Annotated in this window: 24 protein-coding genes and 1 riboswitch; of the genes, 10 read left to right on the top strand and 14 right to left on the bottom strand. The window is 59.3% G+C overall.

Annotated elements, in window-relative coordinates:
• Positions 1-125 precede the first annotated feature (125 nt).
• The 3 genes from AC5I5B_RS07445 to fghA are packed head-to-tail and all read left to right on the top strand — an operon-like array spanning position 126 to position 2,128.
• Positions 126-581: a YaiI/YqxD family protein gene (locus AC5I5B_RS07445; RefSeq protein WP_111834353.1), complete on the top strand. Its 456-nt coding sequence runs from the start codon at positions 126-128 to the stop codon at positions 579-581.
• A gap of 25 nt (positions 582-606) precedes the next feature.
• Complete coding sequence (locus tag AC5I5B_RS07440; protein WP_060724173.1) at positions 607-1,266, top strand: DUF1345 domain-containing protein; 660 nt, start codon at positions 607-609, stop codon at positions 1,264-1,266.
• A gap of 28 nt (positions 1,267-1,294) precedes the next feature.
• A complete protein-coding gene (gene fghA, locus AC5I5B_RS07435) occupies positions 1,295-2,128 on the top strand; it encodes an S-formylglutathione hydrolase (RefSeq protein WP_099085427.1) in 834 nt (277 codons plus the stop codon).
• Between the two features lie 60 nt (positions 2,129-2,188).
• Here fghA and AC5I5B_RS07430 read toward each other — a convergent pair whose 3' ends face one another.
• From AC5I5B_RS07430 to crcB, 6 genes are all read right to left on the bottom strand, one after another.
• Positions 2,189-2,578 carry a RidA family protein gene (locus AC5I5B_RS07430; protein ID WP_003502695.1) on the bottom strand — a complete coding sequence of 130 codons (390 nt, stop codon included), beginning with the start codon at positions 2,576-2,578 and terminating at the stop codon, positions 2,189-2,191.
• A gap of 202 nt (positions 2,579-2,780) precedes the next feature.
• Entirely contained in the window at positions 2,781-3,269 is a 489-nt protein-coding gene (locus AC5I5B_RS07425; protein WP_003502694.1) for a hypothetical protein, read from the bottom strand.
• A gap of 60 nt (positions 3,270-3,329) precedes the next feature.
• Positions 3,330-4,124: an ATP12 family chaperone protein gene (locus AC5I5B_RS07420; protein ID WP_111784479.1), complete on the bottom strand. Its 795-nt coding sequence runs from the start codon at positions 4,122-4,124 to the stop codon at positions 3,330-3,332.
• A 29-nt stretch (positions 4,125-4,153) separates the two neighbouring features.
• A complete protein-coding gene (locus tag AC5I5B_RS07415; protein ID WP_111820793.1) occupies positions 4,154-4,819 on the bottom strand; it encodes an HAD family hydrolase in 666 nt (221 codons plus the stop codon).
• A 5-nt stretch (positions 4,820-4,824) separates the two neighbouring features.
• Entirely contained in the window at positions 4,825-5,814 is a 990-nt protein-coding gene (locus AC5I5B_RS07410; RefSeq protein WP_003502691.1) for an RluA family pseudouridine synthase, read from the bottom strand.
• A 65-nt stretch (positions 5,815-5,879) separates the two neighbouring features.
• Positions 5,880-6,257 carry a fluoride efflux transporter CrcB gene (crcB, locus tag AC5I5B_RS07405; RefSeq protein ID WP_003502690.1) on the bottom strand — a complete coding sequence of 126 codons (378 nt, stop codon included), beginning with the start codon at positions 6,255-6,257 and terminating at the stop codon, positions 5,880-5,882.
• A gap of 201 nt (positions 6,258-6,458) precedes the next feature.
• Here crcB and AC5I5B_RS07400 point away from each other — a divergent pair, with 201 nt between their 5' ends.
• Positions 6,459-6,779 (top strand): hypothetical protein, encoded by a 321-nt coding sequence (locus AC5I5B_RS07400; protein WP_060724170.1) that lies wholly within the window; start codon positions 6,459-6,461, stop codon positions 6,777-6,779.
• A gap of 223 nt (positions 6,780-7,002) precedes the next feature.
• Here the strand turns inward: AC5I5B_RS07400 and AC5I5B_RS07395 are convergent, their stop codons facing one another.
• Both AC5I5B_RS07395 and AC5I5B_RS07390 read right to left on the bottom strand, forming a co-directional pair.
• Positions 7,003-7,977: a copper chaperone PCu(A)C domain-containing protein gene (locus AC5I5B_RS07395; RefSeq protein ID WP_003502686.1), complete on the bottom strand. Its 975-nt coding sequence runs from the start codon at positions 7,975-7,977 to the stop codon at positions 7,003-7,005.
• Between the two features lie 87 nt (positions 7,978-8,064).
• Positions 8,065-8,454 (bottom strand): hypothetical protein, encoded by a 390-nt coding sequence (locus AC5I5B_RS07390; protein ID WP_035212415.1) that lies wholly within the window; start codon positions 8,452-8,454, stop codon positions 8,065-8,067.
• Positions 8,455-8,619: 165 nt separating this feature from the next.
• On the opposite strand from AC5I5B_RS07390, the gene AC5I5B_RS07385 reads away from it, so the two are divergent.
• The 5 genes from AC5I5B_RS07385 to AC5I5B_RS07365 all read left to right on the top strand — a co-directional run bounded on the left by AC5I5B_RS07385 (position 8,620) and on the right by AC5I5B_RS07365 (position 14,617).
• The gene (locus AC5I5B_RS07385; RefSeq protein ID WP_020012481.1) at positions 8,620-8,805 is read left to right on the top strand and encodes a DUF3008 family protein; all 186 of its coding nucleotides are present in this window, start codon (positions 8,620-8,622) and stop codon (positions 8,803-8,805) included.
• 217 nt (positions 8,806-9,022) lie between these two features.
• Positions 9,023-9,110, top strand: a riboswitch (glycine riboswitch).
• 149 nt (positions 9,111-9,259) lie between these two features.
• Positions 9,260-10,399, top strand: a complete 1,140-nt coding sequence (gene gcvT, locus AC5I5B_RS07380) for a glycine cleavage system aminomethyltransferase GcvT (RefSeq protein WP_060726191.1) — start codon at positions 9,260-9,262, stop codon at positions 10,397-10,399.
• Positions 10,400-10,427: 28 nt separating this feature from the next.
• The gene (gene gcvH, locus AC5I5B_RS07375) at positions 10,428-10,790 is read left to right on the top strand and encodes a glycine cleavage system protein GcvH (protein ID WP_111834351.1); all 363 of its coding nucleotides are present in this window, start codon (positions 10,428-10,430) and stop codon (positions 10,788-10,790) included.
• A complete protein-coding gene (gene gcvP / locus AC5I5B_RS07370; protein WP_111834350.1) occupies positions 10,790-13,654 on the top strand; it encodes an aminomethyl-transferring glycine dehydrogenase in 2,865 nt (954 codons plus the stop codon). Before gcvH ends, gcvP begins: the two co-directional genes overlap by 1 nt.
• 159 nt (positions 13,655-13,813) lie before the next feature.
• A complete protein-coding gene (locus AC5I5B_RS07365) occupies positions 13,814-14,617 on the top strand; it encodes an endonuclease/exonuclease/phosphatase family protein (RefSeq protein WP_111834349.1) in 804 nt (267 codons plus the stop codon).
• A 45-nt stretch (positions 14,618-14,662) separates the two neighbouring features.
• Here AC5I5B_RS07365 and AC5I5B_RS07360 read toward each other — a convergent pair whose 3' ends face one another.
• On the bottom strand, positions 14,663-15,166 hold the full coding sequence (locus AC5I5B_RS07360; protein WP_111834348.1) for a hypothetical protein: 504 nt from the start codon (positions 15,164-15,166) through the stop codon (positions 14,663-14,665).
• 133 nt (positions 15,167-15,299) lie between these two features.
• Between AC5I5B_RS07360 and AC5I5B_RS07355 the strand changes: the two genes are divergently transcribed.
• Entirely contained in the window at positions 15,300-16,640 is a 1,341-nt protein-coding gene (locus tag AC5I5B_RS07355) for an MFS transporter (protein ID WP_162695521.1), read from the top strand.
• A 63-nt stretch (positions 16,641-16,703) separates the two neighbouring features.
• Here AC5I5B_RS07355 and AC5I5B_RS07350 read toward each other — a convergent pair whose 3' ends face one another.
• The 5 genes from AC5I5B_RS07350 to cysG all read right to left on the bottom strand — a co-directional run bounded on the left by AC5I5B_RS07350 (position 16,704) and on the right by cysG (position 21,629).
• Positions 16,704-17,516 carry a ferredoxin--NADP reductase gene (locus AC5I5B_RS07350; protein ID WP_003512938.1) on the bottom strand — a complete coding sequence of 271 codons (813 nt, stop codon included), beginning with the start codon at positions 17,514-17,516 and terminating at the stop codon, positions 16,704-16,706.
• Positions 17,517-17,662: 146 nt separating this feature from the next.
• Positions 17,663-18,169, bottom strand: a complete 507-nt coding sequence (locus AC5I5B_RS07345; protein WP_111834528.1) for a DUF934 domain-containing protein — start codon at positions 18,167-18,169, stop codon at positions 17,663-17,665.
• A gap of 10 nt (positions 18,170-18,179) precedes the next feature.
• Positions 18,180-19,850, bottom strand: coding sequence for a nitrite/sulfite reductase (locus AC5I5B_RS07340; RefSeq protein WP_003512935.1), 1,671 nt, complete (start codon positions 19,848-19,850; stop codon positions 18,180-18,182).
• An 8-nt stretch (positions 19,851-19,858) separates the two neighbouring features.
• Positions 19,859-20,173, bottom strand: coding sequence for a DUF2849 domain-containing protein (locus AC5I5B_RS07335; protein ID WP_003512933.1), 315 nt, complete (start codon positions 20,171-20,173; stop codon positions 19,859-19,861).
• Complete coding sequence (gene cysG, locus AC5I5B_RS07330; protein ID WP_111834347.1) at positions 20,166-21,629, bottom strand: siroheme synthase CysG; 1,464 nt, start codon at positions 21,627-21,629, stop codon at positions 20,166-20,168. The genes AC5I5B_RS07335 and cysG overlap by 8 nt, the downstream gene beginning before the upstream one ends.
• Positions 21,630-21,654: the final 25 nt, after the last annotated feature.

The raw sequence follows: 21,654 nt of genomic DNA, 5'->3' as shown, positions 1-21,654 counted from the left end.
GTTTTTACGATCGTCGCAAGTACCACCTGCGCCCACCATCCATCCCGTATTTCAGCTGTCGTGGGCTTGGTAATCGCGGCATTTGCGCTTAGAAGCGTGGCAGGAAATATCCGAAAAGAGTGTCCATGCCGCAAAACCCGCAAATCTATGTCGATGCCGATGCATGCCCCGTGAAGCCGGAGATTCTCAAGGTGGCGGAACGGCATGGGCTGGAAGTGACCTTTGTCGCCAATTCCGGTCTGCGCCCGTCGCGAGATCCCATGGTGAAAAACGTCATTGTTTCCACCGGTTTCGACGCTGCGGACGACTGGATCGCCGATCATGCCGGCGAAAACGATATCGTCATCACCGCCGATGTGCCGCTCGCTGGACGCTGTGTCGCCAAGGGTGCGTTGGTCACCGGGCCGACGGGTCGCGTTTTTGACCAGTCGAATATCGGGATGGCGACGGCAATGCGCGACCTTGGTGCACATCTGCGTGAAACCGGTGAAAGCAAGGGATATAACGCGGCTTTTTCACCGCGCGACCGCTCCGCCTTTCTGGAGACGCTTGACCGTTTCTGCCGCCGTGTCAAAAAGTGACGGTGCCAACAGAAAGATGCCGCCCATGACCACGGCCAATATGAAAAGCAGCAGCTATCGCCGCCATCAACCTTTCGTCATTGCTTTTCTCGTCGGCGCCATAGGCCTTGGGCTGGCTCTGGTTCTGGCGCCACCGCTGGCGATCGAGATCGCGGCCGTTCTGTTCTTCCTGACCTATCTCACTTTGATTGGCTTTCGCCTGTCGGGCCTGACGGCGCAGCATCTGAAGGCCCATGCCGATAGTGACGATCTGCCTGCAGTCGCCATCATCGCCGTCACGCTGCTAGCCGTCGCTGTCGCTGTGGTATCACTGTTCCAGGCGCTCAACCACACAGGCGAGACGGTCTGGACGCTGCTCATCGCCTTTGCCTCGGTGATCTTGGGCTGGCTGACCATCCACACCATGACAGCCCTGCACTACGCTCATCTTTACTGGCGGCCTGCCACGGTGGACGGCAAGCGGCAGCATCGCGGCGGCATGGATTTTCCGGCGACCAAGGAACCCTGCGGTTACGACTTTCTCTACTTCGCCGTGGTGATCGGCATGACGGCGCAGACATCGGATGTGGGAATAACCACGACCGCCATGCGGAAGGTCACGCTGCTGCATTCCATCGTTTCTTTCTTCTTCAACACGGTTCTGGTGGCGGCGGCGGTCAATGCCGCGGTCTCGCTTGCGGGCTGAGCCGGATTTTTTCACAAGGAATGTCTTCATGAACATCATTTCGCAAAATACGGCCTTTGGCGGCATGCAGGGCGTATTTTCGCACGTATCGGAAACCCTGAAATGTGAGATGACCTTTGCGGTTTACGTGCCGCCGAAGGCGATCCATGAGCCCTGCCCCGTTCTGTGGTATCTTTCCGGCCTCACCTGCACCCATGCCAACGTCATGGAAAAAGGCGAATATCGCCGCATGGCCGCCGAACTCGGGCTCATCATCGTCTGCCCGGACACCAGCCCGCGCGGCAATGACGTGCCGGACGAACTGACCAACTGGCAGATGGGCAAGGGCGCCGGATTTTATCTCGATGCCACGCAGGAACCCTGGTCCGAGCATTACCAGATGTACAGCTATGTCACGGAAGAACTACCCGCCCTCATCGGCCAGCATTTCCGTGCGGATATGAGCCGCCAGAGTATTTTCGGCCATTCGATGGGCGGCCATGGCGCGATGACCATGGCGCTCAAGAATCCCAGCCGTTTCAAAAGCTGCTCTGCCTTTGCACCGATCGTGGCTCCCTCGTCAGCCGACTGGTCAGAACCGGCGCTGGAAAAATATCTCGGTGCGGACAAGGCCGCATGGCGTCAATACGACGCCTGTGCGCTGGTCGAGGATGGCGCGCGTTTTCCCGAGTTCCTGATCGACCAGGGCAAGGCTGATAGTTTCCTTGAAAAAGGCCTGCGTCCCTGGCTCTTCGAAGAGGCGATCAAGGGCACGGATATCAGCCTGACGTTGCGCATGCATGACCGCTACGACCACTCCTACTACTTCATTTCCACCTTCATGGATGACCATCTGAAATGGCATGCCGAGCGGCTTGGATAAGGGTGGAGAAGCAAGCCGGCGGCGCCCTGTGAGCGCCGCCGTTTCAGGTTTGACCCGCTATTAAGGGATACGGGCAATGACCTTGATCTCGAAATCGAAGCCCGCGAGCCAGTTGACGCCGACAGCGGTCCAGTTCGGGTAAGGCTTTTGGCTGAAAATCTCCTGCTTGACGGTCATGATCGTTCCAAACTGGTTTTCCGGATCCGTGTGGAACGTCGTGATATCCACAATGTCGTCGAAAGTGCAGCCCGCCGCCTCGAGCGTTGCCTTGAGATTTTCGAAGGCCAGCCGGACCTGCCGTTCAAAATCAGGTTCAGGCGTTCCATCGGCACGGCTGCCGACCTGGCCGGAAACGAATAGCAGATCACCGGATTTGATGGCAGCAGAGTAGCCATGCTCTTCGTAAAGCGCGTGCCTGTGGGCGGGAAAAATTGCTTCGCGTTTACTCATTTCCATCTCTCTTTCAGCTGAGTGACGATGCCGCGCTCTATAGCGTCAGCGTCCAGTTTACATACGTTGCGTATGCGAGATAGGAACATACACTGCGTATGTCAAATAAATATACGCAATGTATGTGAGTGCGACGCGGAACCAATGGTGGCGCGACATTGAGAAACGACGCATCGTGATTGTGCCACCGCTTCCGCGGACGTTACGGGAAGAGCGCCGTCGCAAGCGTCGTCGGGCCGGATCGGCTGAGCCTGAATTCGCGGATCACCCGTTCTGCAACGCCATAGGCGAGTTCCTGCTCGATAGACTGATTGTCGAAGCTGACGACAGTGGCGGTGAATTTGGCTTCGGCGATCACTTCTCCCGTCGCCACGGCGGCGGCGCGGACGATGACCTTGGCCGACGCCCTTTCTCCGAACAGGAAGGGGCCGCGCGTAACGGATGCGAGACGGATGGTCAGCACCACGCGCGGGCGGGTCTCTCCACGCGCCGTGGTCTTGATCGCATTCTGCACCTGCGCATGAATGGACTGCATCAGCGCCGGAGCGACATCCGGGCGGGCGGCGACGAATGCGCCGCGCACATCGTAAAGCAGCCGGTCGGTATTGGTCGCTTGCGGTTCCAGCCTGAAAGACATGAGCGTGAAACACGCCAGCACAAGAATGCCAAGGCGTTTCAGCGTGGTGATCATGATCAGCGGCTCCCCTTACGTGAGGTAACCGCATATTCGGCCATCAGGGTTAGAAAAGCGTTAAGAAGCGCTCTTCAGGGACTCCAGAACATTGAGTGCCGCGCGCATGTCGACAAGCCTCACGGCGCGGCGCTCCAGCGCCTCCTCGTCCTCCCCCCATTGCTCGGCGGTCCAGTCCTCATCGAGATGGGCAAGCGCCCATGCTTCCTCCTGCGTCAGCTGCCCTTCCGCCAGCGCAAGCGCCAGAATGGCGGAGCCGGTCAGCGACGTCATGGTGTGAAGAGCGGCAAGTGCGATCGGTGTGTCATATTTCTTCAGCGTTACCGCGAAAGCCGCGATGGCTTCGCGTGGCTGGTCTTGATGCATTACGCCTTCAACGAGAATGAAGCGCGCGCCGAGCACATTGGCCGCCCAGTCCAGCACGGGATCCCAATGGTCCGTCTGTCGCGCAACCAGCGCTTCCGGGTCACCGGCGCGGTAACAAAGAAGATCGGAAGAAGAAAACCGGAGGATATCCTCGAAAACCGCCTGGGTGTCGTTGGCGACGCCATCGATGGCGGTATTCACATGGCGCGATACCGGCATGACCACCGGGTTCACCACCTCCTTCTGGGCATCCCACTCATCGCGAAGCAGTTCAGCCAGCGCGTGCGACGGGACGGTCAGCGGCTTCTTGGCGGGCGTGCGCAGCGGCTTGCCATCGAGAAGGATGGCAAAGCCACCCTCCTCCACCTCTCCGACGGTGACATCCTTGTAGAACCGCTTCGGCAAAGGTTTCTGCATCTGGATTTGCGCGCGCAGGATCGGGTCGGGGTGGCTCAGGCCCTCCGAAAGGTCGTTCAGGAGATCACGCATGGCACGTCCTCATCAGTCGGATAGAAAGGTTAGAGATTATCGGCAGGAACATAGGCCGGAATTTCACGCGGATGGCTGACTACCGCATCTGCGCCCGCCGTCCAGAGTTCATCGACGGAAGCATAACCCCAGGCGACGCCGATCGCTTTTGCGCCCGCAGCCTTGGCCATCTGCATGTCATAGACCGCATCGCCGATCACGATAGTATCGGCCGGAACCATGCCGGTTTCGTGGCAACACTCCATGACCATGGCCGGATGCGGCTTTGACGGGCAATCATCCGCCGTGCGCGAAACGATGAAGTGCTCGGCAAAGCCGTGGGTTTCGAGAATATGGGTGAGCCCGCGCCTTCCCTTGCCGGTCACCGCGCCGATCAGCACGTCGTCCCGTTTCGACAGTGTGTCGATCAGCGGCGCGATACCGTCGAAGAGCGGCGTCGTCATTTCGGGACGCTCGCGCAGGGGATGATAAACTTCCCTGTAACGCTGCGTCATCGCCTGCGCCTCCTCATCCACATGCGCCTTGCCGAGCATGCGGGCGATGGCGATATCCAGCGTCAGCCCGATGATTGCCTTGGTCTGTGAGATATCAGGCCGCGGCTTGCCAAAATCGGCAAAGGTTTCGACCATGACCGCATGGATCAGGCCGGCGCTGTCCACCAATGTGCCGTCGCAATCGAAAAGAACGAGCTTCATAGCTTTCAGTCTTCCCTGTCGCCATCGGCCACGTCGAGGCCGAGCAGGTTCCAGGTCTGCACCATATGCGGCGGCAAAGGTGCGCTGACCCGAAGCCGGCCCCCATTCGGATGCGGAATGTCGATATGGCGCGCATGCAGATGCAGGCGCTTCTGGATGCCGCCTGGGAAATCCCAGTTCGGATCGTCGATATAATATTTGGGATCACCGATGATCGGGTGGCCCATATGCAGCGCGTGAACGCGGAGCTGATGGGTGCGGCCGGTATAGGGTTCCATCTCCAGCCAGGCGAGGTTCTGCGCGGCGGTATCGATGACACGGTAATAGGAAACGGCGTGATCGGCCCCCTCCTCGCCATGCTTGGCGATACGCATGCGGTCGCCATCCATGGTCTGTTCCTTGACCAGCCAGGTAGAAATCTTGTCCTGGTGCTTGCGCGGAACGCCTTTGACCAGCGCCCAATAGGTCTTCTTGGTGTCGCGCTCGCGGAAGGCGGCCGTCAGCTTCTGCGCAGCACCGCGGGTGCGGGCAACCACCAGCACGCCGGAGGTATCGCGGTCGAGGCGGTGCACCAGACGCGGCTTTTCGCCCTTAGGGCTGGTCCAGGCTTCCAGAAGCCCGTCGATATGGCGGTTGACGCCGGAACCGCCCTGAACGGCAATGCCGGCCGGCTTGTTGAAAACGAAAACCTTGTCGTCTTCATGCAAGAGCATGCGCGCCAGAAGTTCCGCGTCTTCCGAATGTTTGAGATCCCTTGATCCGATCGGTCCGCTTTTGACCTTGAGATCGGAATCGACCGGCGGCACGCGCACCATCTGTCCCGGCTGCACCCGCGCATCCGTCTTCACCCGGCCGCCATCCACGCGCACCTGTCCGGATCGCAACAGCTTCTGCAATTGCCCGAAACCAAGTCCCGGATAGTGAATCTTGAACCAGCGATCGAGGCGCATACCGGCCTCGTCGGCCCCTACCTTGATATGCTCGATACCTGCCATGAAATTTCCAGTCTCTCTGTCTTGATCGCGCGCCCGTTGTTCGGCGCGCCGTTTGGATCAAGCCTTTAGAACAAGTTGCGGCCCAAGGCCAGCCCGGCGAAAACCGCAGCAATGGAAACCACAAGACTTGCAAGGACGTAAACGGCCGAAAGGCCGAGCGCACCGCGTTCGAAAAGCGCCACCGCATCGAGCGAGAAGGACGAAAATGTCGTGAACCCGCCGAGCACGCCGGTGACGAGAAACAGGCGCATTTCCATCGAGGCGTTCAGCCGCCGCGCCACAAGCTCGACCAGCAGACCGATGAGGAAAGACCCGACCACATTAACCGCAAGCGTTCCCCAGGGGAAATTGGGCCCGGCCAGCCGCACGCTCCAGACGCCGACCAGATAACGAAACACGGAACCGATGGCGCCGCCTGTCGCGACAAGAGCGATATTGATCATGGGAATGGTATCTCCGGAAATTGCCGGACCTGTGAAGTCCGACGCATTTCTAGACCAAGGGCACAGCGGACGAAAGCCCTTTGGCAGGCGTCTTCGTCCACTAAAATACGATTAAATTGCAGCGTCGCGATTTAGCCTTCCAACAAGATGCGGCTGCTAATCTCGTTTTTTTAAGGGTCGGCGACAATTGCCGGGGGTTGGATGACACAGGTTCTTTCTGTTTCCGCGAATACGGCAGCCTATGCGCTGGAAGCCGTGAAGCCATCGCAGCGCGTTCCGCGCAAAAGCGAAGTGGAAGAGGCCATTCACGAATTGGCGCGCAAGGCCGAAGGTGGGGATGACTTCCAGCTGCGCGGCATGATGACGGTGATCAAGCCACCCGCCCTGACGCTCTATTTCCTGACCGTTGCCAGCCAGCGCCACGAGCCGCAGGCGACACTGGAGCAGGCCGTTGAGGCCTATGAGGAAAACAGCACCACACAAAAACCAAGAAATGACGTGTTAGATCATACCGATATATAGGTATCTTAATTTGGTTTCTCGGTCTCTTGACCACGTCGAACGGACATTCGCGTTCAGCTTGGTGTCAGCTTGATTTTCTAGATATTTTCGACCGAATTCGGAAAATCGCGATGGCAGATGCCCTCTCCCTTTTTTCATCATGGCGCTGAAGAACAAATACAATATATGAAAAATCTTGCGGCTACCGGACCTGTCACGCGTTCCGGTAGCCGCTTTTCATTGGTCAATTATGCTTGTGGTCGCTGCCGCCCTTGGCTGCGCCAGTGGAGAGCACGATCTCGACCTTGCCGGCCTTTTCGAAGATCAGCGTCACCGGCACCTTGTCGCCTTCGGCAAAGGGCTTCTTTACGTCAAAGAACATCATGTGCAGGCCGCCGGGCTTCAGCTCCACTGTCTGCCCTGCGGGAATGACGATGCCGTCATCCAGCTTGCGCATTTTCATGACGTCGTTGACCATGGCCATCTCATGGATTTCGGCACGACCGGCAGCCGAGGATTCAACGCCGACCAGCTTGTCGTCGCTATCGCCGGTATTCTTGATCGACACATAGCCGCCGCCCACGGGCTGGCCCGGCAACATGGCCTTGGTCGTGCCGCCAGACACTTCGAGACTGCCGCCCTTCACGACATCCATATCCATGCTCATGCCGGCATGATCGTGGCCGCCCGCATGCGCCTTGGCCGCAACCTTGATGGTCGGCGCCGGGCTTTTCAGGGAATGGGGATCGACGCCGGCCGCCGCTACCTCATCCCAGGATACCTTGCCCTTGTCACCGCAAAGCTGTGTTACCTTGAAAGGCAGGTCCTGCCCCGCTTCGATACCGGAAATCTTACCCTGTACCGCGAAGGTATCGTAAAACTCGTCCGGCAGGTTGCCGCCCTTCCAGCGGATTTCGATCGGGCCGCTTTTGATCTCCTTGCCGTGGTTCTTATAGGCCTTCTGGTAGTCGCCCTTGATGATCTCCAGCTCCCAACCGGCCTTGGGCTGCGGCTTGGCGGAAATGAAGCCTTCCGGCAGCTTGATCTGTACTTCGGTGGTGGCGAGCCCGCCGTCACAGCCATGCGGCACCTGAAGGGCGGCAATGACGGTGCTGTCCTGTTCGGCCGAACCCTCAACGAATGTGGCATGGGCAAAAGCCTGTGCAGTCGAAACCGAGGCGACGAAAAGGCCGCAGGTGATGATCTTGGTGGTTTTCATTTGCTTGTCCCTGCGACTGCTACCCTCTGGGTCTGCGCAGCCGCTCCGTGCCGCCAAAGACGGCGATTATCCCGTTAAAACGAAAAATCAGGCGGACTGGGGTGGCGGGCCGCGCGCGGCGGGTTGCTGGATCGTCAGGACGGAGCGGAAGCTCCATTCCGCAGAGAGACGATTGTCGAGCCAGGCAAATTGGGTCTTCAGCCAACCTTCCGTATCGGGCATGGGCAGAAGAATGGACGATGCCAGCAGGCACGCCTCGCAGAAGAGGATGGCGTCACCCGAATGGGTCGGGCTGTCCTTGGTGTGGGAGGCATTCAAACCGCCGGCGTGGCCGAGGCAGATTTCGGCAAAGGTGCCATCCGGAAGCCGGTAGCTCTCGTCGAGGACAACCTCCGGGGCGACGGCAAGTGCGGGCTTGTGGGCAAAACCGAGCGACAACATCAGGGTCGCGCAGAAAATGCGAAGCACCTTCTCCATCCCTGTCAGCCATCGTTTTTGATTTGCATCCATAATCCCATGCGATATCCCGCTTTCCTGCCGATTTCAAAGGGGAATTTTGCCGCAGGCTTAACAGTTGCAAGGGAACAATCGCCGCAAGGCGGCATTTCCCCGTCGGAACCACCGTTTCAAGGGAGATCCGACATGCCAGCCAAATCGAAAGCCCAGCAGAAAGCCGCCGGCGCCGCACTCGCCGCCAAACGGGGTGAGACGAAGAAATCCAGTTTACAAGGTGCTTCAAAAAGCATGGAGAAGTCCATGACAGAAAAGGAACTTGAGGATTTCGCCTCGACGAAACGCAAAGGCCTGCCGGAGAAAAAATCCGATTAGCGCCGCCCCTTCCAGCCAGCCTGAAGCCGTACGCTGAAAAAGCCTCGTCGCGCCCATGCGAGCCGCATCGACCGGACTACTCCGACGAGTACGAAACGCGGTCTTAAAACCGTTATACCGGACAGGATAGATGTTGATGGCGCAGATGGAGCAAGAATCTGTTCAGATGCGTCATTTGGTCCTTGCCAATAGCGGGCCTTCGAAGATAATGAGCGTCGCATCATCGTTGGGAGAAACCGCTTCAATGCGGTGCCGAAGGAGCAACCGCCCCGGAAACTCTCAGGCAAAAGGACCAGCGGTGAAGACGAAACTCTGGAGAGAAGCCACCTTTAAACAGGACGGCTCGCCGAAGGGATAACAATCTCAGGCGACAAGGACAGAGGGGGCTCTTGAACCGGCGCTTCGCGCCATGACCTGAGCCCGCGCGATCATTCGCGCAACCCTGGAGGCGTCCTTGGACGATAACGCCGAGCTTCAAATCACGCCGCTCAATTCCCTGCATATTTCGCTTGGCGCCCGCATGGTGCCTTTTGCCGGTTACGATATGCCGGTGCAATATCCGGCCGGCGTTCTGAAGGAACATCTTCAGACCCGCACCTCAGCCGGCCTGTTCGACGTATCCCACATGGGCCAGGTGATCGTGAAGGCGAAGTCCGGCAACAATGCCGACGCAGCGCTTGCACTGGAAAAGCTGGTGCCGGTCGATATTCTCGGTCTCAAGGAAGGCCGCCAGCGCTACGGTTTCTTCACCGATGAAAACGGCTGCATCCTAGATGACCTGATGATCACCAATCGCGGCGATCATCTTTTCGTCGTCGTCAACGCGGCCTGCAAGGACGCCGATGTCGCTCATATGAAGGCGCATCTTTCCGGCGACTGCGAAATTACCCTTCTCGATGATCGGGCGCTGATCGCGCTGCAGGGACCACGCGCGGAAGCGGTTCTGGCCGAACTTTGGGCCGGCGTGTCTGAAATGAAGTTCATGGACGTGCTGGAAGTTCCGCTGCACGACGTCCCCTGCATCGTTTCCCGCTCCGGTTATTCCGGTGAGGACGGTTTTGAAATTTCCGTGCCCGCCGCAAAGGCGGAAGAGATTGCCAGGGCCCTGCTCGAACATCCCGATTGCGAGCCGATAGGTCTTGGCGCGCGCGACAGCCTGCGTCTGGAAGCCGGCCTTTGTCTTTATGGCAATGATATCGACACCACGACCTCCCCCATCGAAGCTTCGCTCGAATGGGCGATCCAGAAGGCGCGCCGCGCCGGTGGCGATCGCGAGGGCGGCTTTCCGGGTGCGGAGCGCATTCTCGGCGAACTGAAAGACGGCACATCACGCCGCCGTGTCGGCCTGAAGCCCGAGGGCAAGGCGCCGGTGCGCGGCCATTCCAAGCTTTTCGCGGATGCCGAGGGCAAGACGGAAATCGGCGAAGTGACTTCCGGCGGCTTCGGCCCGTCGGTCGAAGGTCCCGTCGCCATGGGTTACGTGCCAACGGCCTATACGGCTCCCGGTATGGCGATCTTTGCGGAAGTGCGCGGCAAATATCTGCCCGTCACCGTCGCTGCCCTGCCCTTCATCAAGCCCACCTACAAACGATAATCTTCATCCCATCTCCGGAGAAAATACGATGCTGAAATTTACCGCAGAACACGAATGGCTGAAGTTCGAAGGCGATATCGCCACCGTTGGCATTACCAGCCACGCCGCTGAACAGCTTGGCGATCTCGTCTTCGTCGAATTGCCGGAAGTGGGCGCCACCTTCTCCAAGGATGGCGACGCGGCGACCGTTGAATCCGTCAAGGCGGCTTCCGATGTCTATTGTCCGCTGGATGGCGAAGTGGTGGAAATCAACCAGGCCATCGTCGACGATCCCTCGCTGGTCAATTCGGACCCGCAGGGCGCCGGCTGGTTCTTCAAGCTGAAGCTTTCCAACGTCGCGGATGCCGATACGCTGCTCGACGAAGCAGCCTACAGGGAGCTGATCGCGTAATGACGACGCCCACAGAATTCCATTTCACCGACTATCAGCCCTATGATTTCGCCAATCGACGTCACATCGGGCCGTCGCCGTCGGAAATGGCTGACATGCTGAAGGTCGTTGGCTACAAGAGCCTCGACGCCCTGATCGACGCCACCGTTCCCTCCTCCATCCGCCAGAAGGTGCCGCTGACCTGGGGTGCAGCGCTGACCGAACGCGAGGCGCTCGACCGCCTGCGCGAAACGGCCAACAAGAACCAGGTGCTGACCTCGCTGATCGGCCAGGGCTATTACGGTACAATCACCCCGCCGGTGATCCAGCGCAACATTCTGGAAAACCCGGCCTGGTACACCGCCTATACGCCTTACCAGCCAGAAATCAGCCAGGGCCGTCTTGAGGCGCTGCTGAACTACCAGACCATGGTCTGCGATCTGACCGGCCTCGATGTCGCCAATGCATCGCTGCTCGATGAAGCGACCGCCGCTGCCGAAGCAATGGCCATGTGCCAGCGCGTTGCCAAGTCCAAGGCGACCGCCTTCTTCGTGGACGCCAATTGCCACCCGCAGACTATCGCGCTGATTGAGACCCGTGCAGCCCCGCTCGGCTGGAAGGTGATCGTTGGCAACCCGTTCACCGATCTCGATCCGGTCGACGTGTTCGGCGCTATCTTCCAGTATCCCGGCACCCACGGCCATGTCAGCGACTTCTCGGGCCTGATTTCCCGCCTGCACCAGACCGGTGCCATCGCCGCCGTCGCCGCCGATCTTCTGGCGCTGACGCTGTTGAAGTCACCCGGTGAAATGGGCGCGGATATCGCCATCGGCACCTCGCAGCGTTTCGGCGTTCCGGTCGGTTACGGCGGTCCGCATGCGGCTTACATGGCCGTCAAGGATGCGCATAAGCGCTCCATGCCTGGCCGTCTGGTCGGGGTCTCGGTCGATGCGCGCGGCAATCGCGCCTATCGCCTGTCGCTACAGACCCGCGAGCAGCATATCCGCCGCGAAAAGGCCACCTCCAACATCTGCACCGCACAGGTGCTCTTGGCCGTCATGGCGTCGATGTACGGCGTCTTCCACGGCCCGCAGGGCATCAAGGCCATAGCCCAGCAGACCCACCAGAAGGCCGTTCTGATGGCCAAGGGGCTGGAAAAGCTCGGCTACGTCATCGAGCCGGAGACCTTCTTCGACACCATCACCGTCGAAGTCGGTCATATGCAGGGCGTCATCCTGCGCTCTGCTGTTGCGGAAGGCGTGAACCTGCGCAAGGTCGGCGCGACCAAGATCGGCATGAGCCTTGACGAGCGCACGCGCCCTGCGACGCTTGAGGCCGTCTGGCGCGCATTCGGCGGCAATTTCTCGATCTCGGATTTCGAGCCGGAGTATCGTCTGCCGAAGGAACTGCTGCGCACCAGCCAGTACATGACGCATCCGATCTTCCACATGAACCGTGCCGAAAGCGAGATGACCCGTTACATCCGCCGTCTTTCGGACCGTGATCTGGCGCTCGACCGCTCGATGATCCCGCTCGGTTCCTGCACCATGAAGCTGAACGCAACTGCGGAGATGCTGCCGATCACCTGGCCGGAATTTTCCGACATCCATCCCTTCGTGCCGGCCAATCAGGCGCTCGGCTACAAGGAGATGATCGATGACCTCTCGGAAAAGCTGTGCTCGGTCACCGGTTACGACGCCTTCTCCATGCAGCCGAATTCCGGCGCGCAAGGGGAATATGCGGGGCTCCTGACCATCCGCAACTACCACATCGCCAATGGCGGCGCACATCGCGACGTTTGCCTCATTCCAACCTCGGCGCATGGCACCAATCCAGCCTCCGCGCAGATGGTCGGCATGAAAGTGGTGCCGGTGAAAGTGCGGGAAAATGGCGATATTGATATCGACGATTTCCGAGCAAAAGCAGAGCAGTATGCGGAAAACCTCTCGTGCTGCATGATCACCTATCCGTCCACCCATGGCGTGTTTGAGGAGACGGTTCGCGAGATTTGCGAGATCACCCATAAACACGGTGGTCAGGTCTATCTCGACGGCGCCAACATGAACGCCATGGTCGGTCTTGCCCGTCCCGGCGATATCGGTTCCGACGTCAGCCACCTCAACCTGCACAAGACCTTCTGCATCCCGCATGGCGGCGGCGGTCCGGGCATGGGGCCGATCGGCGTCAAGGCGCATCTTGCTCCCTATCTTCCCGGCCATCCGACGACGGACGGTCGTGAAGGTGCGGTTTCGGCTGCCCCCTTCGGCTCGCCGTCGATCCTGCCGATTTCCTGGAGCTACTGCCTGATGATGGGCGGCGAAGGGCTGACGCAGGCGACCAAGGTTGCGATCCTCAACGCCAACTACATCGCCGAACGGCTGAAGGGCGCTTACGACGTGCTCTACAAGTCCGAAACGGGACGTGTGGCGCATGAGTGCATCATCGACACCCGCCCGCTGGCAGACAGCTGCGGCGTGACGGTGGACGACGTTGCAAAGCGTCTCGTCGACTGCGGTTTCCATGCGCCGACCATGAGCTGGCCGGTTGCCGGCACGCTGATGATCGAGCCGACGGAATCCGAGACCAAGGCGGAAATCGACCGTTTCTGCGATGCCATGCTGGCGATCCGCGAGGAAGCCCGCGACATCGAGGAAGGCCGTGCGGACAAGACCAACAATCCGCTGAAGAACGCGCCGCACACGGTGGAAGATCTCGTCGGCGAGTGGGATCGTCCCTACAGCCGCGAACAGGGTTGCTTCCCGCCCGGCGCCTTCCGCATCGACAAATACTGGTCGCCGGTCAACCGCATTGACAATGTCTATGGCGACCGCAACCTCATCTGCACCTGCCCGCCGATGGAGGCTTATGCCGAGGCCGCCGAATAAAGGCATCGGTACGAACGAACTTATGAAGGCCCGGAGCGATCCGGGCCTTTTTCGTTCCGGACACAAGCCCCAAGACTGCGCTACCACGTCACATGCGATTGATCGTAACCCGTTCCATGCTAAACCGGATGCTGCAATTTAAGCGGTGATGGAGTTTGAATGCGTTTGATTTGCCTGAATGGTTGGGGCGGAAAGCTCCATGACGAGCTTGTTCCCTATATCTCCGCGTCCGATCCCGACATTCTATGTTTGCAGGAAGTGGTGCATACACCGGCAGCCGAAGAGGACTGGCTGAGCTATCGCGATGACGGTAGGGACCTGCCACAAAGGGCGAACTTCCTTCGCGATGTCGAAGAAGCCCTACCCGATCATCTTGCAATCTTTTGCCCGGCGGCACAGGGTGACCTCTGGCACGGGGAGACACGATATCCCTCACAATGGGGGCTGGCGACTTTCGTGCGTAAATCCATCGCGATTGTTGCGCAGGCTCAAGGTTTTGTGCACGGCTGCTTTTCTGCGAATGGATACGGAGATCACCCGCGTTCGCGCACGGGCCATGCTGTCAGGGTTTTCGACTTCACGACCGGCCAGCCAGCCGTCATCGCCCATATGCATGGGCTGCGTGACCCCAACGGTAAACAGGATATTCCCGCCCGTCTGATGCAGGCAAAACGCCTCGTGAAACTCGTCAAAGACATCGCGGAGGATGGTGACCGGATCATCGTCTGCGGCGATTTTAATGTTCTGCCTGAGAGCGACACCTTCACGGTATTGAAGGAACTGGATCTCATCGAACTCGTCACAACACGTGGTTTCACAGACACGCGCACCTCGCACTATGCCAAACAAAACCGTTTTGCAGATTACATGCTGGTCAATCCGGTTGTGCAGGTCGATCACTTTGATGTGGTGAGACAGCCAGAAGTCTCGGATCATTGCCCCTTGCTGCTCGAATTCAGCTAGAGGCTTAAGCCGCCTTATCGGTCGTTGCCTCACGTCGCGGCTGGGTCAGCGCACCAGCCGGATATCGCTCGTCACCACCGTCTTGCCGCTCCTGCCGTCCTTGTCGGTCGTGCGAAGCCGCAGGCCGTTTTGCCCGACTTTTTCGATTGTCATGGCTGCGACGCGGTCACCGTTGATGTCGCGGTGCCAGCGAACCGTCAGATTGATTGCATTTCCCTGTCGCGTACCGGAAAGGGCAGACGGTCGGCCGGAGGGTCCGGTGTAAGCGCCGCTGTAACGTCCACCTTTCTCCGACAGGTCGGCCGCAATTGCGCGCCTGACCACCAGAAGGCCACGGCATGTGCCGGACATATTGAGCGACGAGGTCCCCGCTTTGGAATTCAGCGTACAATTGACGTTGATTGGCGGCGTGCCAATCCGGGTGATCACGGTTCCCTTCCCCGCCCATGTGCCTTTCAGCGACGAGAGGAATTCGCGTTCGTCCGCTAATGCCGGCTGCACACCGAGCAGCCCTGCAAAAAATAAACTCGTGATAGCCTTCGTTTTCATGGCGCGTATCCAATTTTTCACGAAGACTAACTCGCTTGCGCCGTCAAACGTTCCTCCGGTTTATTTAGCAACTGTCAAAAAATTCGAGAGGCTCATGTTTCTGTCGTGCCGATGCAACCAAATGCAGGCATAGATGTTTCTCGCCAGCGTCGATCAATTTCTGATCACCTACCGCATATTTTTCGGAGCATATTTCATGACGACGATCGGCGTTTTGGCACCGCGCGGCAGCCTCCCCTCCGGCGGTCTGCCTCGCAGCGGTGGTATGTCAGACCGCACGCTTTTTGCCCTTGCGGCGCTTAATTTCTTTCTGGCCGATGCCCGCGACGGGCTAGGTCCGTTCCTGGACGCATTTTTGGCGACACAGGGCTGGTCATCGCTTTCGCTGGGGATGATCGCCACGGTCGGCGGCCTCGTCGGTCTGCTTGCCACACCGCTCTGCGGCGCGTTGGTGGACGGCACGACGTGGAAAAGAACGTTGATTGCCATCCCCGTCGTTCTCGTGACCGTCGGAGCGCTGATTACGCTGATTTTTCCCGATGCGTGGATCGTCTGGACCGGCCAGATCATGACTGCGGTTGTCGGCGCCGTCGTGGGACCGGCTCTGGCCGGACTGACGCTTGGTCTGGTCGGTGAACGCCTGTTCTCCCGTCAGATATCGCAAAACGAATTCTGGAACCATGGCGGCAATTTCGCATCGCTCTTCGCCACTTACGTTGCCGTTTCCTTCTTCGGCCTGCATGGCGTCATCGGACTGATGCTTCTGACGGCTGCCGGCGCACTTGTTGCCGCCGCCGCCATCGACCCCGACAGGATCGACCACAAGGTGGCGCGAGGCCTTGGCGAAGACAAGGGCGAACCGGGGCCCTCAGGCATCAACGTGCTGCTTCACGAACGCGGTCTGATATTCCTCGCGATCATTCTTCTCATCTTCCACTTCGGCAACGCGCCGATGGGGCGGCTTATCGCGCAGAATTTTGCCATCGAACTGCAGACACCATTCCGCACGACAGCGATCATTACTGGCGTCGCGCAATTTGCCATGATCTTCGTTGCGGCCCTGGCGCCGTGGCTTATCCGTCGCTTCGGTCTTGCGACGGTGTTCCTGATCGCGCTTGCGGCCCTGCCGATCCGCGGTCTGCTGGCTTCCGCCTTCACCGATTTCTGGGTAATCTTTCCGGTACAGTTGCTTGATGGTATCGGTGCCGGCCTTCTGGGCATCGTGACGCCTGTGGCCGCCGAACGCATTCTCAAGGGAACCGGCCGGTTCAATGTCGGCCTTGCAAGCGTCATGATGGTGCAAGGCATTGGTGCGTCCCTCAGCAACGTCGTTGCCGGCTGGCTGGTCACCAAAGGCGGTTACGCCCTTTCGCACTTGGTCGGCGGCGGCATATCGGCCATCGCTATCGCCCTCTTCTTCATCTACCGAAACGAGATCGCCCCGAAGCAGGCCGACGAAGCACTGCCTCAGTAAAACCGTACAAATAAAAAAGGAGGCCTCACGGCCTCCTTAATCCAACCCGTGCAAATTTCGGTTTTACCCGACGAAAGCGCGCTCGATGACGAACTCGGCAGGCTTGTTATTCGCACCTTCGTTAAGGCCGGCCTTTTCAAGAAGCTCCTTCGTGTCCTTCAGCATGGCCGAAGAACCGCAGATCATGCCGCGATCGATCGCGGGATCGAGTGCGGGAACACCCAGATCCGCAAACAGCTTGCCGTTCTCAATCAGCGAGGTGATGCGGCCCTTGAAGGGATAATCCTCGCGCGTGACAGTCGCATAGTGCTTGAGCTTGTCGCCGACGATCTCGTTCAGGAATTCATGGTTCCTGATTTCCTCGACCAGGTCGAAACCGTATTTCAATTCGGCCACATCGCGGCAGGTATGGGTGAGGATGACCTCTTCAAACTTTTCATAGGTCTCCGGATCGCGGATCAGGCTTGCGAAAGGTGCGATGCCGGTGCCGGTCGAGAACATATAGAGCCGTCTGCCTGGTGTCAGCGCATCCAGAACCAGAGTGCCTGTCGGCTTCTTGCGCATAAGCACGGTGTCGCCGGGCTTGATCGCCTGAAGATGCGAGGTCAACGGGCCATCCGGAACCTTGATCGAGAAGAATTCAAGTTCCTCGTCCCAGGCAGGGCTGGCGATGGAATAGGCGCGGTAGATCGGCTTTTCGCCGACCATCAGGCCGATCATGGCGAATTCGCCGGAGCGGAAGCGGAAGCCGGCCGGACGCGTCATGCGGAAGCGGAACAGGTGATCCGTATAGTGTTCCACCGACAAAACTGTCTCGGCGTAAACACCATCGGGTATCTTGATCGCGAAATCTTCCGTCTTGGCTGGCGCGTTCATTTCAGGTTCCGTCCATTCATTCGATAAGCGACATTCTTCGACCGGGCAATTATACCATTTTTGCCGCGGTTTGAAGGCATGAGAATATCAATACTGCCATGCGCGCAGAAAATATGCATCTAAAACTCATATTTCCGCGCAACGCGTCATTGGGCCGCACGGCGGCGCCAGCTATAGGCCTCTCCACCGTTGGCCGGAAGGGCCGCCGGCTGGTAATAGACCGGGATTTCCGGCAGGCGATTTTCGGACAGGCGGCGGATCGCCGTCTCGTTCGTGACCGCAAAGCTGGTGAAGCCGGTGCGCAGCATCAGCGGCACCTGGTCGATCAAAACATCGCCAACCGCCCTCACCTCGCCGGCAAAATCAAGACGGCTGCGCAGCAACGAGGCATGGCTGAAACCCCGCCCGTCATTGAAGGCCGGGAAGCTGACGGCGACAAGGTCGATGCGGTCGAGATAGGGCTCGAGCCGGGTGACATCGTCGGCAGGCGCAATCAGAACGCCGAGGCCGACATCATTGCTTTCGGCCGCCCGGACAAGGAAATCAGCGAGCGGCAGCACCGGTTTCTGCTCGGCAGTTGCGTTCACTTCTTCCGTTTCGATCACCCAGGGATCGTTTTCCACGAAGCCGTCGCGGTTCCAGATTTTCGTCATGGCAATCTCCTCAGGCGGCTTCAGCGGCGGAACCGTAGAGCGCATCCTTGAACGGCTGCGGTCCGACGCGGCGATAGGCTTCGAGGAAGGTTTCTTCCTTCGAAAGACGCAAGCCCAGATAGGTGTCGACGATGGTTTCCACCGCGTCGGTGACTTTTTCCGGCTCGAAACCGCGGCCAATAATCTCACCAATCGAGGTGTTTTCATCACCCGATCCGCCAAGCGTGATCTGGTAGAGTTCCGCACCCTTCTTCTCAACACCCAGAAGGCCGATATGGCCGACATGGTGGTGGCCGCAGGCATTGATGCAGCCGGAAATCTTGATCTTAAGCTCGCCGATTTCCGCCTGACGTTCCGGCGCGCCAAAACGGGTAGAGATTTCCTGCGCCACCGGAATGGAGCGCGCATTGGCAAGCGCGCAATAGTCCAGCCCAGGACAGGCAATGATATCGGTGATCAGCCCGGCATTGGCAGTCGCCAGTCCGGCTCCTACAAGTGCGCGATAGACCGGCTCGAGATCGGCCAGCGCCACATGCGGCAGGATGATGTTCTGCTCGTGGCTGATGCGGATTTCGTCAAACGCGTATTCGGCGGCGATATCGGCGACGAGTTCCATCTGCTCGTCGGTCGCATCGCCGGGAATGCCGCCAATCGGCTTCAGGGAAATCGTCACCATGCCGTAGTCCGGATGCTTATGCGGCTGGACGTTCTGCTCGACAAAACGGGCAAAACCTTCATCCGCCCGCTTCCAGCGCGCCAGGCTCTCCCAGCCTTCAGGGCGGTCCTTCAGTGCTGGCGGTGCAAAATAGGCGGTGATGGCTGCAATATCGGCATCCGGCAGCTTCAATTCCGTGTTTTTCAGCTCCGCGAATTCAACCTCAACCTGGCGGGCCAGTTCTTCTGCGCCGGTTTCATGCACGAGGATCTTGATACGCGCCTTGTATTTGTTGTCGCGGCGGCCGTGCAGGTTGTAAACGCGCATGACGGCCGTGGTATAGGACAGCAGGTCTTCTTCCGGCAGGAAGTCGCGGATCTTCTTGGCGATCATCGGCGTACGGCCCTGCCCGCCGCCGACATAGACGGCAAAACCAATCTCGCCCTTGTCGTTCTTTTTCAGATGCAGGCCGATATCGTGAACCTGAATCGCGGCGCGGTCGCGCTCGGCGCCCGTTACAGCGATTTTGAACTTGCGCGGCAGGAACGAGAACTCCGGATGCACGGAAGACCATTGACGCAGGATTTCCGCATAAGGACGCGGATCGGCGACCTCGTCTGCGGCGGCGCCCGCGAAATGGTCGGCGGTCACGTTGCGAATGCAGTTACCCGAGGTCTGCAGCGCATGCATTTCCACGCTTGCCAGTTCGGAGAGGATATCGGGCGTGTCGGACAGGCGCGGCCAGTTGTACTGAATGTTCTGGCGGGTGGTGAAGTGGCCGTAACCCCGGTCATATTTGCGGGCGATATGGGCCAGCATCCGCATCTGCTGCGAATTCAGCGTGCCGTAGGGAATGGCGACGCGCAGCATATAGGCATGGAGCTGGAGATAGACACCGTTCATAAGGCGCAGCGGCTTGAACGCGTCCTCGGCAAGCTCGCCGGACAACCGGCGCTCGACCTGATCGCGAAACTGTGCCACGCGGCCTTCAACAAATGCGTGATCGAACTCGTCGTAACGGTACATATTCTTCCTCAGACTGCGATGAATGCTGCATCGGCCGGCTTGAAGCCGTTGGCATAGTGCATGGTCGGGCCAGCGGCGCGAATACGCTCACGAAGCCGCGTCGGCCAAAGCTTGCCATTCTCCTCCACCACGTCGATGACATTCACGTCAACGACCTTGTTGGCGGAAAAATCCCGCTTGCCGATTTCCTCGAACGAAGCGACGGCCTCTGCGTGGCGGGCGACGATTGCGTCCTGCAGGTTCTCCGTCCATTCGCCATTGGCATCGAGCCATACAGCGATCCCATCGCCCAGGCGGTTGGCGGTCAAAACCTTGTCAGCCATTTGCATACTCCCTTTTAAGGTTCGCTGGCCGCGCAACAAGCGCGAGCGCCTCGGACCTGTCAAAATTGGCGCCCGCCACCGCATCGCCGATGATGACCATGACCGGACCGGTCAGTTCGTCGCGATGTTCGAGGTCGGGCAGATCGTTCAAAGTGCCATGCAGCAGGCGGCGATCCGCGCGGCTGGCATTTTCGATGACGGCCACCGTCGTTTCCACGCCGAGACCTGCCTCGATCAGCCTTGTCGCGACCGAAGCGGCAACGCTGCGGCCCATATAGACGGCAATCGTCGCACCAGAGACGGCAAGACGCGCCCAATCGGGCAGGACATCGCCGGTCAGATCGTGGCCGGTGGTGAAAATCAGCGACGAGGCGACACCGCGCAGCGTCAGCGGCAATTCGAAATCCGCAGCGGCGGCAAAGGCCGAAGTGATGCCGGGCACGATCTCGTAACCGATGCCAGCGTCACGCAACGCCGCCATCTCCTCGCCCGCCCGGCCATAAACCAGCGGATCACCGGATTTGAGGCGAACGACGCGCTTGCCATCCTTGCCGAGACGCACCAGCAGGTGGTTGATCTCATCCTGCGACTTCGTATGGCAGCCCTTGCGCTTGCCGACAGACAGTCTTTCGGCATCGCGGCGACCCATATCGACGATCGCCTGCGGTACCAGCGCATCATAAACGATGACGTCGGCCTCCATCAACACGCGCTGCGCGCGCAGCGTCAACAGGTCTTCCGCACCGGGGCCAGCGCCGACAAGCCAGACGCGGCCTTCACTGCGTTCGGGCGATTGCAACAGACGGTTGGCGGCATCGCGGGCGGAAAGCGTATCGCCGAGAGCGACGGCATCTGCGACAGCACCGGAAAAGAACCGCCGCCAGAAATTGCGTCTCAATGCTCCCTTGGGCACGTTTTTTTCCGCCGCATCACGATACTGCACCGCAAGGCGGGCAAGCTTGCCAAGCGACGGTGACAGCATCTGGTCGATACGCACGCGGATCATCTGGGCGAGAACCGGCCCTGCCCCTTCGGTGCCAATGGCGATGGCGACGGGCGCGCGGGCGACAAGCGCCGGGGTGAAGAAATCGCAAAATTCCGGCTGGTCCACCGCATTGGCGGGGATTTTCTTAGCGCGCGCAGCCGTAACTATCTCGCGGTCCAGCGCCTCGTCCCCGGTGGCGGCAAAAACCAGCGTCGCGCCTTCGATCAACTGGCTGGAGAAACCCAAAGCCCGATGATCAATGCCGTTCTCGCGGAGATAGCGCACAAAATCCGCTTCCGGCTTGTTGGCATAGGCAATGATATGCGCATTGGTATTGGCGAGAAGCCTCACCTTCGCGAACGCTTCATCACCATTACCGAACACAGCGACCTGCCGTCCCTCAACCCGGAAGAAGGCGGGGAAGGTAGAAAGGCGGTCGCCAGCAGCGGAAAAATCATGTTCGTTGTGCATTGGACATATATCTCGCATTGCGGTG

The sequence above is a fragment of the Agrobacterium sp. genome, from assembly GCF_059499945.1.
The sequence above is the reverse complement of the archived record's forward strand: the minus strand, read 5'-3'. Positions and strand labels throughout refer to the sequence as shown.

Bases quoted from the DNA above. Each gene is read 5' to 3' on its own strand.
- AC5I5B_RS07445 (WP_111834353.1), top strand. From the start codon at position 126: ATGCCGCAAAACCCGCAAATCTATGTCGATGCCGATGCATGCCCCGTG.
- AC5I5B_RS07440 (WP_060724173.1), top strand. From the start codon at position 607: ATGACCACGGCCAATATGAAAAGCAGCAGCTATCGCCGCCATCAACCT.
- fghA (WP_099085427.1), top strand. From the start codon at position 1,295: ATGAACATCATTTCGCAAAATACGGCCTTTGGCGGCATGCAGGGCGTA.
- AC5I5B_RS07430 (WP_003502695.1), bottom strand. From the start codon at position 2,578: ATGAGTAAACGCGAAGCAATTTTTCCCGCCCACAGGCACGCGCTTTAC.
- AC5I5B_RS07425 (WP_003502694.1), bottom strand. From the start codon at position 3,269: ATGATCACCACGCTGAAACGCCTTGGCATTCTTGTGCTGGCGTGTTTC.
- AC5I5B_RS07420 (WP_111784479.1), bottom strand. From the start codon at position 4,124: ATGCGTGATCTCCTGAACGACCTTTCGGAGGGCCTGAGCCACCCCGAC.
- AC5I5B_RS07415 (WP_111820793.1), bottom strand. From the start codon at position 4,819: ATGAAGCTCGTTCTTTTCGATTGCGACGGCACATTGGTGGACAGCGCC.
- AC5I5B_RS07410 (WP_003502691.1), bottom strand. From the start codon at position 5,814: ATGGCAGGTATCGAGCATATCAAGGTAGGGGCCGACGAGGCCGGTATG.
- crcB (WP_003502690.1), bottom strand. From the start codon at position 6,257: ATGATCAATATCGCTCTTGTCGCGACAGGCGGCGCCATCGGTTCCGTG.
- AC5I5B_RS07400 (WP_060724170.1), top strand. From the start codon at position 6,459: ATGACACAGGTTCTTTCTGTTTCCGCGAATACGGCAGCCTATGCGCTG.
- AC5I5B_RS07395 (WP_003502686.1), bottom strand. From the start codon at position 7,977: ATGAAAACCACCAAGATCATCACCTGCGGCCTTTTCGTCGCCTCGGTT.
- AC5I5B_RS07390 (WP_035212415.1), bottom strand. From the start codon at position 8,454: ATGGAGAAGGTGCTTCGCATTTTCTGCGCGACCCTGATGTTGTCGCTC.
- AC5I5B_RS07385 (WP_020012481.1), top strand. From the start codon at position 8,620: ATGCCAGCCAAATCGAAAGCCCAGCAGAAAGCCGCCGGCGCCGCACTC.
- gcvH (WP_111834351.1), top strand. From the start codon at position 10,428: ATGCTGAAATTTACCGCAGAACACGAATGGCTGAAGTTCGAAGGCGAT.
- gcvP (WP_111834350.1), top strand. From the start codon at position 10,790: ATGACGACGCCCACAGAATTCCATTTCACCGACTATCAGCCCTATGAT.
- AC5I5B_RS07365 (WP_111834349.1), top strand. From the start codon at position 13,814: ATGCGTTTGATTTGCCTGAATGGTTGGGGCGGAAAGCTCCATGACGAG.
- AC5I5B_RS07360 (WP_111834348.1), bottom strand. From the start codon at position 15,166: ATGAAAACGAAGGCTATCACGAGTTTATTTTTTGCAGGGCTGCTCGGT.
- AC5I5B_RS07355 (WP_162695521.1), top strand. From the start codon at position 15,300: ATGTTTCTCGCCAGCGTCGATCAATTTCTGATCACCTACCGCATATTT.
- AC5I5B_RS07350 (WP_003512938.1), bottom strand. From the start codon at position 17,516: ATGAACGCGCCAGCCAAGACGGAAGATTTCGCGATCAAGATACCCGAT.
- AC5I5B_RS07345 (WP_111834528.1), bottom strand. From the start codon at position 18,169: ATGACGAAAATCTGGAACCGCGACGGCTTCGTGGAAAACGATCCCTGG.
- AC5I5B_RS07340 (WP_003512935.1), bottom strand. From the start codon at position 19,850: ATGTACCGTTACGACGAGTTCGATCACGCATTTGTTGAAGGCCGCGTG.
- AC5I5B_RS07335 (WP_003512933.1), bottom strand. From the start codon at position 20,173: ATGGCTGACAAGGTTTTGACCGCCAACCGCCTGGGCGATGGGATCGCT.
- cysG (WP_111834347.1), bottom strand. From the start codon at position 21,629: ATGCACAACGAACATGATTTTTCCGCTGCTGGCGACCGCCTTTCTACC.